Annotated in this window: 13 protein-coding genes; 11 read left to right on the forward strand and 2 right to left on the reverse strand. The window is 45.5% G+C overall.

Features of this window, described 5'->3' with window-relative positions; all coding sequences use genetic code 11:
- The first annotated feature begins 22 nt into the window (after positions 1-22).
- The 11 genes from THEAE_RS0102970 to THEAE_RS19800 all read left to right on the forward strand — a co-directional run bounded on the left by THEAE_RS0102970 (position 23) and on the right by THEAE_RS19800 (position 13967).
- Positions 23-2209 (forward strand): alpha-galactosidase, encoded by a 2187-nt coding sequence (locus THEAE_RS0102970; protein ID WP_028986477.1) that lies wholly within the window; start codon positions 23-25, stop codon positions 2207-2209.
- A 125-nt stretch (positions 2210-2334) separates the two neighbouring features.
- Positions 2335-3324 (forward strand): LacI family DNA-binding transcriptional regulator, encoded by a 990-nt coding sequence (locus THEAE_RS0102975; RefSeq protein ID WP_028986478.1) that lies wholly within the window; start codon positions 2335-2337, stop codon positions 3322-3324.
- A gap of 169 nt (positions 3325-3493) precedes the next feature.
- Positions 3494-4666, forward strand: coding sequence for a galactokinase (locus THEAE_RS0102980; RefSeq protein WP_028986479.1), 1173 nt, complete (start codon positions 3494-3496; stop codon positions 4664-4666).
- Between the two features lie 73 nt (positions 4667-4739).
- A complete protein-coding gene (galE, locus tag THEAE_RS0102985; protein ID WP_028986480.1) occupies positions 4740-5744 on the forward strand; it encodes a UDP-glucose 4-epimerase GalE in 1005 nt (334 codons plus the stop codon).
- The gene (galT, locus tag THEAE_RS0102990; RefSeq protein WP_028986481.1) at positions 5741-7240 is read left to right on the forward strand and encodes a UDP-glucose--hexose-1-phosphate uridylyltransferase; all 1500 of its coding nucleotides are present in this window, start codon (positions 5741-5743) and stop codon (positions 7238-7240) included. Before galE ends, galT begins: the two co-directional genes overlap by 4 nt.
- Positions 7241-7325: 85 nt before the next feature.
- Positions 7326-8375: an aldose epimerase family protein gene (locus THEAE_RS0102995; RefSeq protein WP_028986482.1), complete on the forward strand. Its 1050-nt coding sequence runs from the start codon at positions 7326-7328 to the stop codon at positions 8373-8375.
- 330 nt (positions 8376-8705) lie between these two features.
- Entirely contained in the window at positions 8706-9509 is an 804-nt protein-coding gene (locus THEAE_RS0103000) for a GDSL-type esterase/lipase family protein (RefSeq protein WP_028986483.1), read from the forward strand.
- A gap of 29 nt (positions 9510-9538) precedes the next feature.
- Positions 9539-10429, forward strand: coding sequence for an ABC transporter ATP-binding protein (locus THEAE_RS0103005; protein WP_028986484.1), 891 nt, complete (start codon positions 9539-9541; stop codon positions 10427-10429).
- A complete protein-coding gene (locus THEAE_RS0103010) occupies positions 10422-11414 on the forward strand; it encodes an ABC transporter permease (RefSeq protein ID WP_028986485.1) in 993 nt (330 codons plus the stop codon). Before THEAE_RS0103005 ends, THEAE_RS0103010 begins: the two co-directional genes overlap by 8 nt.
- A gap of 91 nt (positions 11415-11505) precedes the next feature.
- The gene (gene pepV, locus THEAE_RS0103015; RefSeq protein WP_028986486.1) at positions 11506-12942 is read left to right on the forward strand and encodes a dipeptidase PepV; all 1437 of its coding nucleotides are present in this window, start codon (positions 11506-11508) and stop codon (positions 12940-12942) included.
- 71 nt (positions 12943-13013) lie between these two features.
- Positions 13014-13967, forward strand: a complete 954-nt coding sequence (locus THEAE_RS19800) for an alpha/beta hydrolase (RefSeq protein WP_052329721.1) — start codon at positions 13014-13016, stop codon at positions 13965-13967.
- Here the strand turns inward: THEAE_RS19800 and THEAE_RS0103025 are convergent.
- Positions 13958-15700 (reverse strand): ABC transporter ATP-binding protein, encoded by a 1743-nt coding sequence (locus THEAE_RS0103025; RefSeq protein WP_028986487.1) that lies wholly within the window; start codon positions 15698-15700, stop codon positions 13958-13960. The two genes, THEAE_RS19800 and THEAE_RS0103025, sit on opposite strands and share 10 nt — an antisense overlap.
- Before the next feature lie 101 nt (positions 15701-15801).
- Complete coding sequence (locus THEAE_RS0103030) at positions 15802-16590, reverse strand: MerR family transcriptional regulator (protein ID WP_028986488.1); 789 nt, start codon at positions 16588-16590, stop codon at positions 15802-15804.
- Between the last annotated feature and the right edge of the window lie 232 nt (positions 16591-16822).

The following is a 16822-nucleotide window of genomic DNA, read 5'->3' on the forward strand; positions in this document are numbered from 1 at the left end:
AAAAGGGGTGAATCAATTCTTTATGATCTACTTTGATCCTTTAACAAAAAGCTTCCACTTACAAACGAATAAGACGAGTTATATCTTTCAACTGTTGAATCAGGGTTATTTAGCACACCTCTATTGGGGTAGGCGTATTTCTCCTCCCGATCCATCGTATTTGCTGCGTTATGTTGGACGTGCGTTTTCTCCCAGCACGGATCCCTCCGACCTAAACTTATCTTTAGATACCTTGCCGCAGGAGTATCCTGGATATGGTACTTCCGATTTCCGACAACCGGCTTACCAGGTTCAACTGCATAACGGTTCAACTGCGATCGAATTTCTCTATAAAAGCCATCGTATTTTTCAAGGGAAACCAAAACTTGAAGGACTTCCTGCGACGTATGTGGAGAACCAAGACGAAGCAACAACTCTGGAAGTTCATCTACAGGATTCAATATCTGGATTGTCCGTTCTTCTAAGTTATACGGTTTTTGAAGAACTTAATGCAATCACCCGCTCTGTTCGTTTTATTAATGAGGGAAAAGATCCGTTACGCTTGTTACGGGTACAAAGCATGAATATAGATTTCCACCATGCGCTTTTTGATATCTTGCATTTGTCTGGTGCATGGGCGAAGGAAAGGTGGGTCTATCGCCAGCCGTTACGTCCTGGAATTCAATCGGTAGAAAGCCGGAGAGGCGCAAGCAGCCACCAGCATAATCCTTTTATTGCACTATTAGATCCAAACGCTACAGAAGATACCGGTGACGTATATGGATTTAGCTTGGTTTATAGCGGAAATTTTTTAGCTTCCGTTGAAGTTGATCAATATTCTACTGCCAGAGTATCGCTTGGGATTAATCCTTTCGATTTTTCCTGGTTGTTAGAACCTGGTGAGGAATTTCAAACCCCCGAGGTGGTAATGGTCTATTCTCCCGAAGGGTTAGGAGGAATGTCAAGAATATACCACAGGCTGTATCGGACCCGTTTATGTCGGGGGGTGTACAGGGACCAGGTTAGACCCATATTGGTAAATAATTGGGAAGCAACTTATTTTCATTTTAATGAAGATAAATTATGTCAAATTGCCGAACAAGCAAAGGAATTGGGGATAGAACTATTTGTGCTGGATGATGGATGGTTTGGTCAGAGGGATAACGACCGAACTTCCTTGGGAGACTGGATTGTGGACCGCAAGAAATTGCCTAATGGCCTTGAATCACTGGTTCAGAGGATTAATGACATGGGATTACAATTTGGTTTGTGGTTTGAACCCGAAATGGTTTCTCCTGAGAGTGAATTATATAAAAACCATCCGGACTGGTGTCTCCATGTTCCAGACCGCAGACGAACAGAATCCAGATGGCAATTGATTCTTGATTTTTCAAGGGAAGAAGTTTGTGATGCGGTGATTAAAATGGTCTCTGATGTTTTAACTTCGGCTCCGATTCGTTATGTGAAATGGGATATGAACCGACATATGACGGAAATTGGTTCTGCCGCTTTACCCTCGGAGAGACAAAGAGAAACCGCTCATCGATATATGTTAGGTCTTTACAGGGTAATGGAGGAAATCACCTCGAAGTTCCCGCACATTTTGTTTGAAGGATGTTCTGGCGGAGGGGGAAGGTTTGATCCGGGGATCCTTTATTATATGTCACAAATATGGACCAGCGATAATTCTGATGCCATTGAACGGTTGAAAATTCAATACGGAACCAGTATTGTTTATCCGATCAGTACCATTGGAGCCCATGTTACCGCCGTACCGAATCACCAAGTTCATCGAGTAACTTCCCTGAAAACACGCGGTGATGTAGCTATGTCTGGCAATTTTGGTTATGAACTCGATTTAACCTTGCTAACAGCTGAAGAAAAAGATTTGGTAAGGCAGCAAGTGAACCAATATAAAGAGATTCGGAATCTTGTCCAGAAAGGAGAGTTTTATCGGTTACTTAATCCTTTTACTGGGAATGAATGCGCATGGATGTTTGTTTCCGATGATCAGTGTGAAGCGCTCGTATTTTATTTTAAAGTGCTGGCGCAACCAAATGAACCCTTGAAACGCTTATACTTAAAAGGACTTGATCCAAACGCCCTATACGAATGGATAGAAAGTGGCGAGATCTACGGAGGGGACAGCTTAATGTACGCCGGTATAAATATACCGTTTCTTCATGGTGATTTTACGAGCTTCGTATGGAGATTAAAAAAACGAAACTAATTTGTGGGATCTACATTACTGTTATAATTGTTATAATAAGGGTAATCTAATGCCTTTTTATGATCGGCAGATTATAATGGGTATTGCGGTTTTCCAAATCAAATGATGGGAAATGGGAGTTCATTATGGCGACGATAAAAGACATTGCAGATCGCGTAGGAGTTTCGATTGCGACGGTATCAAGAGTTCTAAACTACGACCCAACGCTTTCCGTTAGTGATGAAACAAGGAGAAAAATATTCCAGGCGGCAGAGGATTTAGCTTATCGCAAGAAGACAGAGCGGCGGCCCGTGTCATATCGGATCGGGATTGTTTATTGGTATACGGATGAGGAGGAACTGGATGACCTTTATTACATGTCTTTAAGGATGGGTGTTGAAAAAAGGTGTGAGGCCAATAATCTCCAAATAGCCAAACTTTCACTTGAAAACCTCTTAGCTGGTCGAGGAGAAGAGATTCATGGAGTGATCGCCATTGGAAAATTTAATCTTCAGCAGGCGGAGGAGATTCGTAAAATCACCGATCATATTGTGTTCGTGGATTGTTCTCCGGACGATGACCAATTTGATTCGGTTATAAGCAATTTTGAGAAGGCGACAATCAATGTCTTAGATTACTTTTTGACACATGGTCATCAAAAGATCGGATATATTGGTGGTAGAGAAACGTACAAGGACAAAACATCGGTCATTACCGACCCAAGGGAGACAACGTTTAAAAATTATCTCGCACAAAAGGGTCATTATGATGACACTTATGTTTATATCGGTTCTTTTTCCGTTAATGATGGTTACAGGCTGATGAAACAAGCGATCGAGGAACACGGTGAAAATCTCCCTACGGCTTTTTTTGTAGGCAATGATTCTCTAGCCATTGGTTGTTTACGGGCTCTTCATGAGGCCAATATTCCGGTTCCAGATAGGGTAAGTATTATCGGTGTAAACGATATCAGCATTTCGAAATATGTCTACCCTCCCTTAAGTACGGTTAAGGTTTACACGGAACTGATGGGTGAAACGGCCGTTGATTTGTTATTAGAAAGAATTATGGAACGCCAAGTACCCAAAAAGGTAATTATTTCCACTCGGTTAGAAATTCGAGAAAGCAGCAAATAAAACCGGAAAGAGTGCTTGTATATGCTCTTTTTTTTCAAGGTTAGTAAAAAATTTAACTAAAAATATTGATCGTTTTTTACTTATTTGATAAAATAAAGATAAAGCACTATAGAACTCTTAGGGATTCTGCTGGATTATGATTGACTAAAACGTTTGGAGTGAAAAATTGATGGAAACCAAAAAGTTAATTGATAAATTCCTAGAAGTTTTTCATGGGGAAGATAGAAGAAATCTGCGTATATTCTTTGCGCCTGGACGAATTAACTTAATCGGTGAACATACGGACTACAACGGCGGGTTTGTATTTCCGTGTGCGATTACGTATGGGACTTATGGAATTGCTAGAATAAGAGAGGACCGTTTGCTAAGATTCTTTTCGATGAATTTTGAAGAAAAAGGAATCATCGAATTCCATCTTGATGACCTAAATTATAAAGCGGAGCATTACTGGGCCAATTATCCGAAAGGAATGATTCGCTATATTCAAGAATCGGGATTTAGACTTCCTCATGGAATCGAGGTTCTGATTTATGGCGATCTTCCGAATGGTGCAGGATTATCCTCTTCCGCTTCGCTTGAAATGCTGACGGGGATTATGGTGAACGAACTTTTTGCTTTGCAAATTGAGCGGTTGGATTTGGTAAAGATGGGCAATCGAGTAGAGAATCAGTTTATCGGTGTCAATAGCGGCATTATGGATCAGTTTGCGGTCGGAATGGGTAAGAAGAATTGCGGGATACTGCTTGATTGCAATCGATGGATATATGAGTATATACCATTAAATTTAACAGGATATAAAATTATTATTATGAATACGAACAAAAGAAGAGAGCTTGCAGATTCAAAATATAATGAGAGAAGGAGTGAGTGTGAAGCGGCTCTTCAATATCTACAGCAAGGAATAGAAATTCATTCCTTAGGAGATTTGAACGAAGAAGCCTTTGAAGCGCATAAACATTTGATTCCTGATGATGTGCTGGTGAAAAGAGCACGCCATGCGGTTTATGAGAACCGGAGGACAATCAAAGCGGCGGCGGCTTTGAGAAATGACGATTTGCATGAATTCGGAAAGTTGATGAATGCTTCCCATATTTCGTTAAGGGATGATTATGAAGTGACAGGCTTCGAACTGGATACCCTTGTAGAGGCTGCTTGGAAACAGGAAGGTACCATCGGAGCTCGCATGACGGGAGCGGGCTTTGGTGGCTGTGCTATCGCTATTGTAAAGGAGGAATTGGTCGATCCATTTATCTCAAAAGTGGGAAAAGAATACGTGGAAAAAATCGGTTATGAAGCTGACTTTTATGTTGCAAGTATCGGTGACGGAGCGAAGGAAATTTAGAAGATTTTCGTTAAACCCAATGGCGGAGGCAAATATAAAAAAATGGCCGTTTTTAAATGGGAGGTTTAAAGTAATGAGGATATTGGTTCTAGGCGGGGCGGGTTACATTGGTTCACATGCCGTTTACCGATTGATCGATCTAAATTATGATGTAGTGGTCGTTGACAACTTGCTAACCGGACACGAATTGGCGATTCATCCGGAAGCAAAATTTTATAAGGGGGATATAAGGGATAAATACTTTCTAAGGCAGGTTTTTGAGAAGGAGCCGATTGACGGGGTGCTTCATTTTGCTGCTAGTACACAGGTTGGTGAATCGATGACCAATCCAATCAAGTATTTCGATAATAATGTATACGGAACACACGTTCTATTGGATGCGATGAAGGATTATGGAGTGAATCACATTGTGTTCTCCTCTTCTGCCGCGGTTTATGGTGAGCAAACAACCATGCCAATTACGGAAGAGGCTGCAACCATTCCGACCAGTCCTTATGGAGAATCAAAATTAATCATGGAAAAGATGATGAAATGGTGTGATATGGCTTACGGAATCAAATATGTGTCATTACGCTATTTCAACGTCGCCGGCGCCAGAGCGATCGGAGAAATCGGAGAGGATCACGAACCTGAGACTCATCTTATTCCGGTTACCATTCAAGTTGCATTAGGAAAGCGCGATTTTATTTCAATTTATGGCGATGATTATGATACTCAGGACGGAACATGCATTCGTGACTATATCCATGTCGAGGATTTAATCGATGCGCATATTCTGGCCCTTCGTTATTTACAAAATGGCGGTGATAGCAGTGTATACAATCTTGGCAGCAGTAACGGATTTTCTGTGAAGGAAATTGTGGAAGCAGTAAGAGAAGTAACCGGTCACCCGATTCCGGCCAAAATAGAGGCAAAGAGAGCAGGAGATCCAAGTAGGTTAATTGCTTCCTCAGAAAAAGCGAAACAAGTTCTCGGTTGGCAGCCAAAACGTACTTCGATTCATCGCATAATCCAGGACGCTTGGAATTGGCATCGGAGTCATCCAAATGGATATGGAAAGTTAGGAGAGGCCCGATGAATGTTTATCAGGCAATAGAGAAGTTGGTTCGAAAAGCGATCTCTTTGGAAATGATTCAACCGGAGGATGAAATTTACGCGAGGAACCAAGTCATGTCATTTCTTGGCTTAATAGACTTTCCGGAACAGTCTGCAGGAGATTCTTCAGAAGGCCAAGAAATTCCTGACCTCCTTGAGGTATTAGAACAATATGCCGTGGAAGCGGGGATCATTGAAAATCTGGCTGATGAAAAAGATATTTTAAGCAGTAAAATCATGAATGTTTTCATGCCTAAGCCATCCGAAGTTAATGATACTTTTTATCAAAAGTACCTAGAGAGCCCGGAAAAGGCAACTCAATACTTCTATGGGTTGAGCCGAAACAGCAATTATATTCACACGAAAGGAATTGCGAAAAATATCAATTTTAAAACCGAAACTGCTTATGGCGAATTAGATATTACGATTAATCTTTCCAAGCCGGAAAAAGATCCTGAGGAAATAGCAAGAGCAAAGGAACGTGGGGTTTTATCCAACTATCCGAAGTGTCTGCTTTGTATCGAAAATGAAGGCTATGCCGGCAGAATCGGCCATCCTGCCCGCTCAAATCACCGGATGGTCAGGTTGACATTAACCAATGAAACATGGTATTTCCAATACTCACCTTACGTTTATTACAATGAACATTGCATTGTTTTATCTGCTGAACATCGAGATATGGCGATTAACAGGAAGACGTTCCAGAGATTACTGGAATTCGTTGAGAAATTCCCGCATTATTTTATTGGTTCTAATGCGGACTTACCCATCGTCGGCGGTTCGATATTAACGCATGATCATTATCAAGGGGGTAACTATGAATTCCCCATGCATAGGGCTCCGGAGGAAATCTTTTTTACCATGAGCGCTTTTCCAACGGTTAAAGCAGCAACAGTGAAGTGGCCGATGTCTGTAATACGTTTAAGCGGTAAGAACAAGGATGAGCTGGTAGCGGCATGTGAGTATATCCTAGAAAAATGGATCTATTATTCGGACTTGGATGCCCAAATCATTGCATTTACAAATGAAGCAAGACATAACACGATTACTCCCATCGTCAGAATGAAAAATGGGAAATTTGAAGTTGACCTGGTACTTAGAAATAACCGTACAGACAATGAACATCCCCTGGGGATTTTTCATCCGCATCGCGATGTCCATCATATTAAAAAGGAAAACATCGGCCTTATTGAAGTTATGGGTCTGGCGGTGCTACCGTCTCGACTGAAGACGGAATTGGCCGAAGTGGAGAACTATTTATTGGGAGAACCCAATCAAATCGCGGGTTACCATCTTCCATGGGCCGATGAAATGAAGGATCGCTATAAAGAGAAAATAACACCTCTAACCGTGGAAAAAATCGTTCAAAAAGAAGTCGGGTTTAAATTCTTAAGAGTTCTTGAAGATGCCGGGGTTTTTAAACGGAACGAGCAGGGGCAAAGGGCATTCAGAAAATTTATTTCCACTTTACGTGCTTAAAACATCATTTGATAATAGATTTTTTCCACTCTTCCATTTGTGAACACTGCAAGAAGGCATTTATAGAATAAGAGGGGCACATGCGATGAGAATCTTACAGAATCATTTCGGAGATTTAAAAGATCAACCGATCACCGCCTTTACATTGCAAAATGATCAAGGCATGGAAGTCACGAGTCTAAATTATGGCTGTATTATTACGAAGATCCTGGTACCCGATCAAAACGGCATGATGGAAAATGTAGTGCTTGGCTTTGATTCCATGGAGGAATATGAGCGGTATTCCCCCTATTTCGGCGCCGTGATCGGCCGTTTTGCCGGTAGGATTAAAAATGCCGAATTTGAATTGGATGGCCGCATCTATCGGTTGGCCAAGAATGATCACGGCAACCATCTTCACGGCGGTCTTCATGGTTTTGACAAAGTGGTGTGGAAGACAGAGATCATTGAACGTAGTGATCAAGTTGGATTGGAATTTACTTACTTAAGCGAGGATGGGGAAGAAGGTTATCCTGGGAATCTATACATGAAGGTTGCCTATACTTTAACGAACGAGAATGAGTTGATCATTTCCTATTCCGGAAGATCGGACTACCGCACGCTCCTCAATGTGACGAATCATTCCTATTTTAATTTGAGCGGCAACCTGAAAAGAGATATCTTGCATCATCGATTAACGTTAAAGAGCGACCAATTTCTTGAATTGGATGAAAAACTGGTTCCTACGGGGAAGATTTTAGCGGTGGATGATACGCCGTTTGATTTTCGTGAGGGAAGAGAAATCATCGATGGTGTCCATTCTACCCATCCGCAAAATATTCTTGCCGGATATGGGTATGATCATCCGTTCCTGCTGGCAGAACATCATAATGAGGAAATTCTACTATTTGATGAAGAGAGCGGCCGATTATTAACCGTTGAAACGGATCAACCGGTTGTCGTACTTTATACGGGGAATCAGTTGCTGAATACCTTCGCCATTCGTGGCGTCCCATCGCGAAAATATCTTGGCTTATGTCTTGAAACACAAGGATACCCTGATTCGGTCCATCACCCACATTTTCCGTCGAATATGCTCGAGAAGGATGAAGAATTCCATTCGGTTACAAAATATAAGTTTGATGTAAAAGGATAACATGGGTATACATGATTTGGGGGGAAGCAGAAACCAAACCGAAGGCATAGGTGCCGTTTATCGGAAGTCGAAAGAACATCATCGACCGCTTTCATCTCGCTAGTTGAGGGCGGATTGACCGTCGCGAAGCGATTGAAAACCCTGACAAAATATTTCCACTTTCAGTGATACAAGAAGGGATCAGAAAATGCACTATATACTACAACGAATATAGTGCAAAAAGGGTTACTCACATTCACTTGACGGACACGATCTTCATCTTCAATTCGCATTTTCCTAAAAAATGTGATACATATAATAAAGTAACTTTTGAATGAAAGGGATGGCGGCATGAGAAATGTAATTCTCTTGCGCTTTCTCATTTTTGTTTCGGTTCTTGCCTTTTCCACCTTCCTCATCGGTTTCGGACTGGCAGTGAAAGATCTCCTGATGCCGACTGCCTCGCCTCTTCCCTCCCTGGGAGTTGGGGGGGAGAAACCCTCCTTAGAGAAAGATTCGCTTACCATTGTATCTTTGGGTGATTCCCTGACCCGAGGCGTGGGGGATGGGGAAGGAAAAGGGTATGTGGGGAGAGTGGTGGAGCGGTTAAAAAGCATCGAAAAGAGGAAAGTGAACGTGACGAATCTGGCCGTGAGCGGTGCGACCTCACAGGATTTAATAAAGCAGTTGTCCGTGCCGGGCGTCCGGTATGCCATCTCGGAAGCGGATATTCTCTTCCTGACCATCGGGGGAAATGATTTAAACCCGGGATTTGAGAAGTTGGACAAGATTGATCCAACCCATTTTACCGGTGACCTCTCCGCATTTGTCACCCGCGGCAAGAAAATTTTGGAAGAGATTCGGGACGTAAATCCCGATGCTCCCCTGTTTTGGCTGGGTCTTTATAACCCTTTCGAAGATGTTCTTCCCGGTACGAACCGAACCGTTCTCGCTTGGAATCGGCAGATGGAAGATCTTTCACTCTCCGTCAGGTCTGTCTATTTCGTTCCTTTATTTGACCTTTTTCATCAGCAGACCGGAATGCTTTATTCAGACCATTTCCACCCAAACAGCAAGGGGTATGAGGCAATCTCCATCCGTCTTTCATCCGTTCTCATCAATGTTTTGGGAACAGGAGGGGGAGAAAAGCATTGAACGACGAGGTGATTTTAGAAGTTGAGGGAATAAGTAAAAGAGTGGGGAAAAGAATATTGGTGGAGAATCTTTCATTCAGAATATCGGCAGGGGAGGTGTTCGGTTTTCTTGGCCCCAATGGGGCAGGAAAGACGACGACGATCCGCATGTTGGTCGGCCTCATTCGTCCGACGAATGGACGCATTCGGATTGGAGGATATGACCTTCAAACCCATTTTACCGAAGCGATCCGCCAAGTGGGCAGCCTTGTGGAAAATCCGGAGGCTTATTCTTTCCTCACCGGGTGGGAGAATCTGAAGCAATCGGCTCGCATCCTGGGAAATGTGGAGGATTCATGGATTCATGAGGTGGTGAGTTGGGTGGGCCTGACGGAGAGGATTCACGATCGGGTGAAGACCTATTCGCTGGGGATGAAGCAGCGTCTCGGCATCGCCCAGACTCTCTTGGGGAAACCGCGCCTGCTCATCCTGGATGAACCGACCAACGGGCTCGATCCTGCAGGAATTCGGGAACTCAGGGGATTTATCCGACGCCTGGTAGATGAAATGGAGATGGCGGTTCTCATCTCCAGCCACCTCCTGAGCGAAGTGGAAATGATGTGTGATCGGGTAGGGATTATGCAGCGCGGCCGATTCATCCGGGAGGCGACCATTGAAGAGCTGATGAAAGAGACACGGGATCGTTTTCTCTTTCGCTTTACGCCCATGGAGAAAGGGGAAGAGCTGCTTAAAAAGATTCCCTTCGTGAAAGAAATAAAGGGGGATGGAGAGAGAATCATCTGCCATATGCCTGCCGATCGGGTACCCCAGGTGATCTCCGCTTTGGTCCAAGCAGATATACATATACGGGAAGTATCGCCTATTCATGTTACCTTGGAAGATCTTTTCCTCTCCCTGACGGGGGGTGAGCAGGGTGCGTGAAATACGGATTCTCATTTGGAATGAAATGGAGAAGATCTATCGGAAAAGGCGTTTCCTCGTCATCTTCCTCATTCTCCTCCTCTTAATTCCCCTCTTCGTTTATGCGCAGTATAAACAGAACGAGACGGTGTTGGAGCGGATGGGGACAAAGGATTGGCATCTTATCCTTCAACAACAGATCATAGACAACCAGAATCGCTTAAATAGTTCCCGCCTCCCCGACGAGTGGCGGAGTTGGCTCGTGATACGGAACGAGCAACTCCAGTACTATTTGGATCACGATATAAACCCAAATGTGCAAGGGGGGCCTGCCTTCGTCCGGAGTTTTATGGAAAACGGCATCACCCTCTTTATCCCTCTACTCGTCATGATCGTCTCCATTGATCTGGTTTCCGGAGAACGAAGCGAGGGCACGATAAAACTCCTTCTCACCCGGCCAATCCGCCGATGGAAGGTTCTGTTAAGCAAATACATCGCCATGCTTCTCTCCCTCTCCCTGGTGATCTTGATGGTTGCTGTTCTTTCCTATTTCATTTCCGGCTTTATCTTCGGATATTCGGGGTGGAACACACCTTTACTTACAGGCTTTATTGTGGAGAAGGAGAGTCTCAATACGACGTCTGTCCACCTCGTTTCCCAATGGAAATATATCTTGATGGCCTATGGACTAGGTTGGTTCGTCAGCTGGGCGGTGGCCACCATTTCTTTTATGGTTTCCGTCTTGCTTCGGAATACGGCGGCAGCCATGGGGATCATGATCGCCTCCCTCATCGCCGGGAATCTTCTCACCAATTATGCAGCTTCCTGGAAGGAGGCGAGATATATCTTTAGCGTTAACCTCGATCTCACCTCTTATCTTTCGGGATTGATGCCACCCATTGAAGGAATGACCCCCGCCTTTTCGATGATCACCCTAACGGTTTGGGCAGTTGTTTCTCTCTTTATTTCCTTCGCCGTTTTTACACGGCAGGATATGTTTCATTGAGAATCCTATGCAAAGGTTTAGAGGGCGCGGTAACAGAATGAGTAAGTGTAAATAAGTGTATAAAAAAGGGAGCAGAAGGAGGCGTGTAACGATGATGGATATCGATTGGCTGGGAGAGGTGGAAAAAAGAAAAGAGGAATTGGTTAGGGACCTGCAGGAATTTTTGCAAATCCCCAGTGTTCTGAAGGAAGAGGCGAAGGAAGGGGCTCCCTTCGGCCCGGATGTGGCCAAAGCCTTAGGGTATATTTTAGACCTGAGCAGCAGGATGGGCATGAGGACCCAAAACCTGGACGGATACATCGGCTATGGTGAGTTTGGGGATGGAAAGGAAATGGTGGGGATTCTCTGCCACGTGGATGTGGTGCCTCCCGGCAAGGGATGGTCGGTCCCCCCATTTAGCGGTAGGATCATAGGGGACCGCATCGTCTCCAGGGGAGCCAGCGATGATAAAGGACCCACCATCGCAGCCCTCTATGGCGCCAAAATCGTAAAGGAATTAGGTCTTCCCCTCAAGAGAAGGGTTCGTTTAATCTTTGGTACCGATGAGGAGAGCGAATGGCGCTGTATCGATCGCTATAATGAGAGTGAGGAGAAGCCCGTCGTGGGCTTTGCTCCCGACGCCGACTTTCCCTTAATCTTTGCGGAAAAAGGTTTGTACAATGTGGCCCTTCGCTTTCACCTGGGGTCCGGCGGAAAGACGGGGATTCACCTTCTCTCCTTTACTTCCGGGGAACGAAGCAACATGGTTCCCGATTACGCCGAGGCGCGTCTTAAAATGGAGGATCCTCGGCTTATGGAGAGGATCAAGGAGACCTATCTGCATTATTTGAAGGAGAAGGGATATCCCGGAGAATGGGGGGTGGAGGAGGGAGAATTAAAACTTGCCGTAAAAGGGGTATCCGCCCATGGAAGCCTGCCGGAACTGGGAGAGCACGCAGGATGGCGTTTGGCCGCCTTCCTGAATGATCTCACCCTGGATCAAGAGGGATCCCGCTTTATCGAACTGCTAAACCATCTCTTTCTCGATGATCCCAAAGGGAAAAAATTAGAGATTGAAGCAAGCGATCCGGTGATGGGGGATCTCACCGTCAATGTGGGCGTCATTTCTTATCCTGGTCAGGGTGGGGAAGGGGAAATGGTAAAGATCAACATCCGGTATCCTTCCTCCACCCATGTGGAGGAGATTCGAGGAAAGATCTTATCTAAAATTGGACCTTACGGCGGGGAGATCGTCAAAGAAGATAAGAAGCTCACCCCTCACCTGGTACCCAAAGACCACCCGCTGGTGAAGACCCTTCTTCGGGTTTACCGCTCCCAGACCGGTGATACCCGGGAGCCCCTTGCCATCGGTGGAGCCACCTATGCCCGTTCTCTGCCGCTTGGTGTCGCTTTTGGCGCCGCATTTCCGGGGCGGGAAGATGTGGCTCATCAGAAAGATGAATATATTCTTTTGGATGATCTTGTAAAGGCGACCGCGATCTACGCCCAAGCCATTTACGAGTTGGCCAATATGGAGTTGGTGGAGTAAACGGACCATCGTTTATAGAGGTAATGTCTACTCAAAAGGGCACTTTTTCAAGAAGGATTGCGAGGAAGCAGTTGCGGAAAGTAGAGAGGAATGAAAGCAGTGGGGAAACCGAGAAAGAGAAAGGGGAGCGTGGCAAGATGAAAGAGGGAGACCTTTTTTACAGGCAGTGGAAGGTATCCAACCCCATCGGGGCACTCTACTTGATCCACGGTTTGGGGGAGCACTGCGGCCGTTATGAACATGTGGCCCGGTTTCTAAATGGACAGGGAATCTCCGTTTACTCCGGAGATCTTCCCGGCTTCGGCCGGACGAAGGGGAGAAGGGGAGATGCTTCCTCCTTTCATGAATTGACGGAGGCCGTGTTAAACGGGTGGAATGAGATGAACAAAGAAACTGTGGGGATTCCCCAATTCCTCCTTGGCCACAGTATGGGTGGGCTTGTTTCTCTCCATCTCCTCATCACGCATGGGAAGGAGGTAAAGCCGGACGGAGTGATCCTTTCCTCTCCCGCCCTGAAGTCAAAAGTGGAGGTTTCCCGTTGGAAAGAAGGGTTGGCTAAACTTTTGACTCCCCTCTTTCCCAAGCTTACTCTTCCTTCCGGGATTTCCCCTTCATCCGTTACCAAAGATCCCGAAGTGGTCAAAAAGTATGGCAAGGATCCCTACGTTCATTCTTTCCTCTCTCTGAGATTTTATCAGGAGTTTAATCGAACGATGGCCTTTGTCTTGGAGAAGGCGGGGGATTTCCCTGCGGGGATTCCCCTCATGATCATGCAGGCAGGTGAGGATCTTTTAGTAGATGCGGAGGCAGCCAAAGAATTCATGAAAAAAATCCCCCATCACTCCTTGCATGAGTATAAGGAATGGCCGGGACTTTATCACGAGATCTTGAACGAACAGGAAAAAGAGAAAGTGATGGAGGAGATGTGGAAGTTCATAGAGAGGGTCATGTCCCGGAAAAATCGGGCCACCATTCAGAAGAATGATGTAGGGATAAACGGATCTTTTGAATCAATTCAACCTTGAACCCGCAGTTGCTGCATGGAAAACTCCCGGTAAAGGGGATGGCTTAGGAACAATTCCTGATGACTTCCGATTCCGGTAATTCTTCCTTTTTCGAGAAAAACGATTTGGTCGGCGTCAATCACCGTGGACAGGCGGTGGGCAATAACCAGTGTGGTCCTTCCCTGCATCAAGTTGTTCAAAGCTTGTTGGACAGCGATTTCCGATTGGCTATCTAGGCTAGAGGTGGCCTCATCCAATAGCAGGATGGCCGGGTCCCGCAGCAATGCCCTCGCGATCGCTATTCTTTGGCGCTGTCCCCCTGACAATTTTATGCCTCGTTCCCCCACGTCTGTTTCATACTTTTCCGGAAGCTCGTTAATAAACTCATCGGCGTAGGCCATTTTCGCTGCGTTAACCAGTTCTTCCGGGCGAACTTCCCTCTCAATGCCATAGCAGATGTTCTCTCGGATCGTTCCGGAGATGATCGGGCTTTCCTGAGAGACGTATCCGATATGGCCTCTCCAAGATGAAAGCGAAAACCGGTCGATCGGGTCGCTTCCCAGTTTAATGGTCCCGCAAAGCGGGAGATAATACCTCTCCAGAAGGGAAAACAGTGTGGTTTTACCGCTTCCGCTCGGGCCCACGATGGCGGTTACCTGCCCGGGATGGGCTTTAAAGCTGATCCGATCCAGAACCGGTTCCCCCGGTTTGTAGGAAAACGACACTTCCTCGAAAATGATCGGCTGATTCAGATTTTGTACCGGTTTACCTGAAGCTAAATCTTCTTCTTCCATTCCCAACAGGAGCAGGATTCTTTCCGTAGCGCCCATCGCCTTCTGAAAATAGGTAAAGAAACCGGCGATCTGTGAAATCGGCGACACGATCTGAATCAGGTATATAATGAACGCCACCAGTTCACCGGCGGTTAAAGTCCCCGAGGCAACGCGGAGCCCTCCGAAACCGAAGATGATGACCAGGAGCAGAAGAATCATCGACGAAACCAGAGGAGCCATCACCGCATGAAGTTTTCCTTCCTTCAAACCGAACCTGTAAAGCTTTTTGATCCTTGCACTTCCGTTTATATACTCGCTTCGTTCGGCATTGGAAGCCTTTACGAGGCGGATATCCGACAAAACCTGGTTCAAGATCGCCGAGAAATGAGCCGTTTCATCCTGCAGCCCCTTCGATACGTGATACATCTGTCTTCCTACCGGAAAGAGAATGACCAACGTGAGGGGAATGACCGTAAACATGACCAATGTCAGCTGCCGATCCAGATAAAACAGAACCATAACGGCACCAATCATGGAGATGATCCCGTTGAAAAACCCGGTGAAATGATCCGAGATCAATTCTTTCACGATGCCGGTATCGTTGGTTACCCGGCTGATCGTCTCTCCGGTCTGATGCCGGTCGTAGTATGAGATCGGTAAAGAGAGAAGTTTTTTCCATAAACGTTCCCTCAAGCCTGCGACAATCTGCTGGCCGATGCGCGCCAACAGATACGCGGATATCCCACCGGTCACGGCTTGAATGATGAAAGCGCCGATGATGGATGCGACGAGTTCAGGATGGATGGCATCCAATGTAAAACCGTCAATCAGATCTTTGGTAATAAATGGGATTGCGAGGGAGGTCATGGTAGCCAGAAGGCTTAGAAGCATGGAGGTTCCCAGAAGTACCCAGGAAATCTTCATTTGCAAGAGAATCTGGATTAACTTTTTCCAGGTGGGAATTTTCATATCTTTCTCCATTCAGGGATTCCTCTCCATCTCAGCTTGATCGAAATTTGTCTCCAATCGATTTTCCGCGCGCAGGGATAGGGACGTTGTTCCCCTTCTCCGTCATGTCCTGTTTATTCCTTTTCCTTAGCGACATGTGGTTCGTACATGCCGTTTTTCGCCATATAGAACTCCATCGCCTGATTTAACCATTCCTCCTCCTCCGTTGTGAACGGGGAGGGAAGCATTTTCGCGAAATCTTCGGCTTTCCCATGATCGATGAAGGTAAAGGAGTCGAATATCTCTTTGTCGATAAATTGAAGTGTTGCTTTCATGTACCGATCGACCATCTCCTGTACTTCCGGGTCGTGTGGCGGCTTTCCGGCCAATTCTTTCACTTTCTTGGAGAGGTGGATAAACACTTTGTCCAACTCCGCCATCTCCTCTTCGGACATGTTGTCTAACCATTCCACCACTTCCTTGGAAGCGTGCTCTGTCAGCCAGGCCCTTTGCTCCTTCTCGGTCTGCATGCTGTTAATCAGACTTGCCAGGATGGCGCCGTCCACTTCCCCTTCATCTTCCAACAGGGAAATGGTGCGATGAATGGCTTTAAGCGCCGTTTCAATCTGTTCTTTTTTCTTCTCTAACTCCGCTTTCTGAACCTGTAAGGAATCTTTTAGGTTGAGACCGAAACTGGGTTCGACCATCATCTCTTTGATTTGTTCCAGACTATAGCCCAAAAATTTCAGGCTTACGATTTTTTGCAGTTTCAACAGATCTTCGTCATCATACAGACGATGCCCTGAGTTAGGATTCTTGGTGGGTTTCAGCAAACCAATCTCATCGTAAAAATGGAGAGTCCGGATTGAGGTATTGGTTTTTTTGGAAAACTCCCCAATTGAATACTTGTTTTGTCCCGGCATGCTTTATCACCTCTATGTTCCAATTTTTTATTCAAGCGGGTTTATGACCATGATATCACCTTACGTAACGGGAGATGCAAGGGCTTTTTCGCACCATGTCTCGGCCATCGTCGAGTCGTATAAAATGTGACAAAAGTGTTAAAAATGGAGGAATAGTGGAAAAGATACGGATCGAAAGGATTGATGAACGGCATAGAGGCAGGTATGATATAAGAAAGTGAAAGCGTTATCA

It is taken from the genome of Thermicanus aegyptius DSM 12793, assembly GCF_000510645.1.
Lineage (GTDB): Bacteria > Bacillota > Bacilli > Thermicanales > Thermicanaceae > Thermicanus > Thermicanus aegyptius.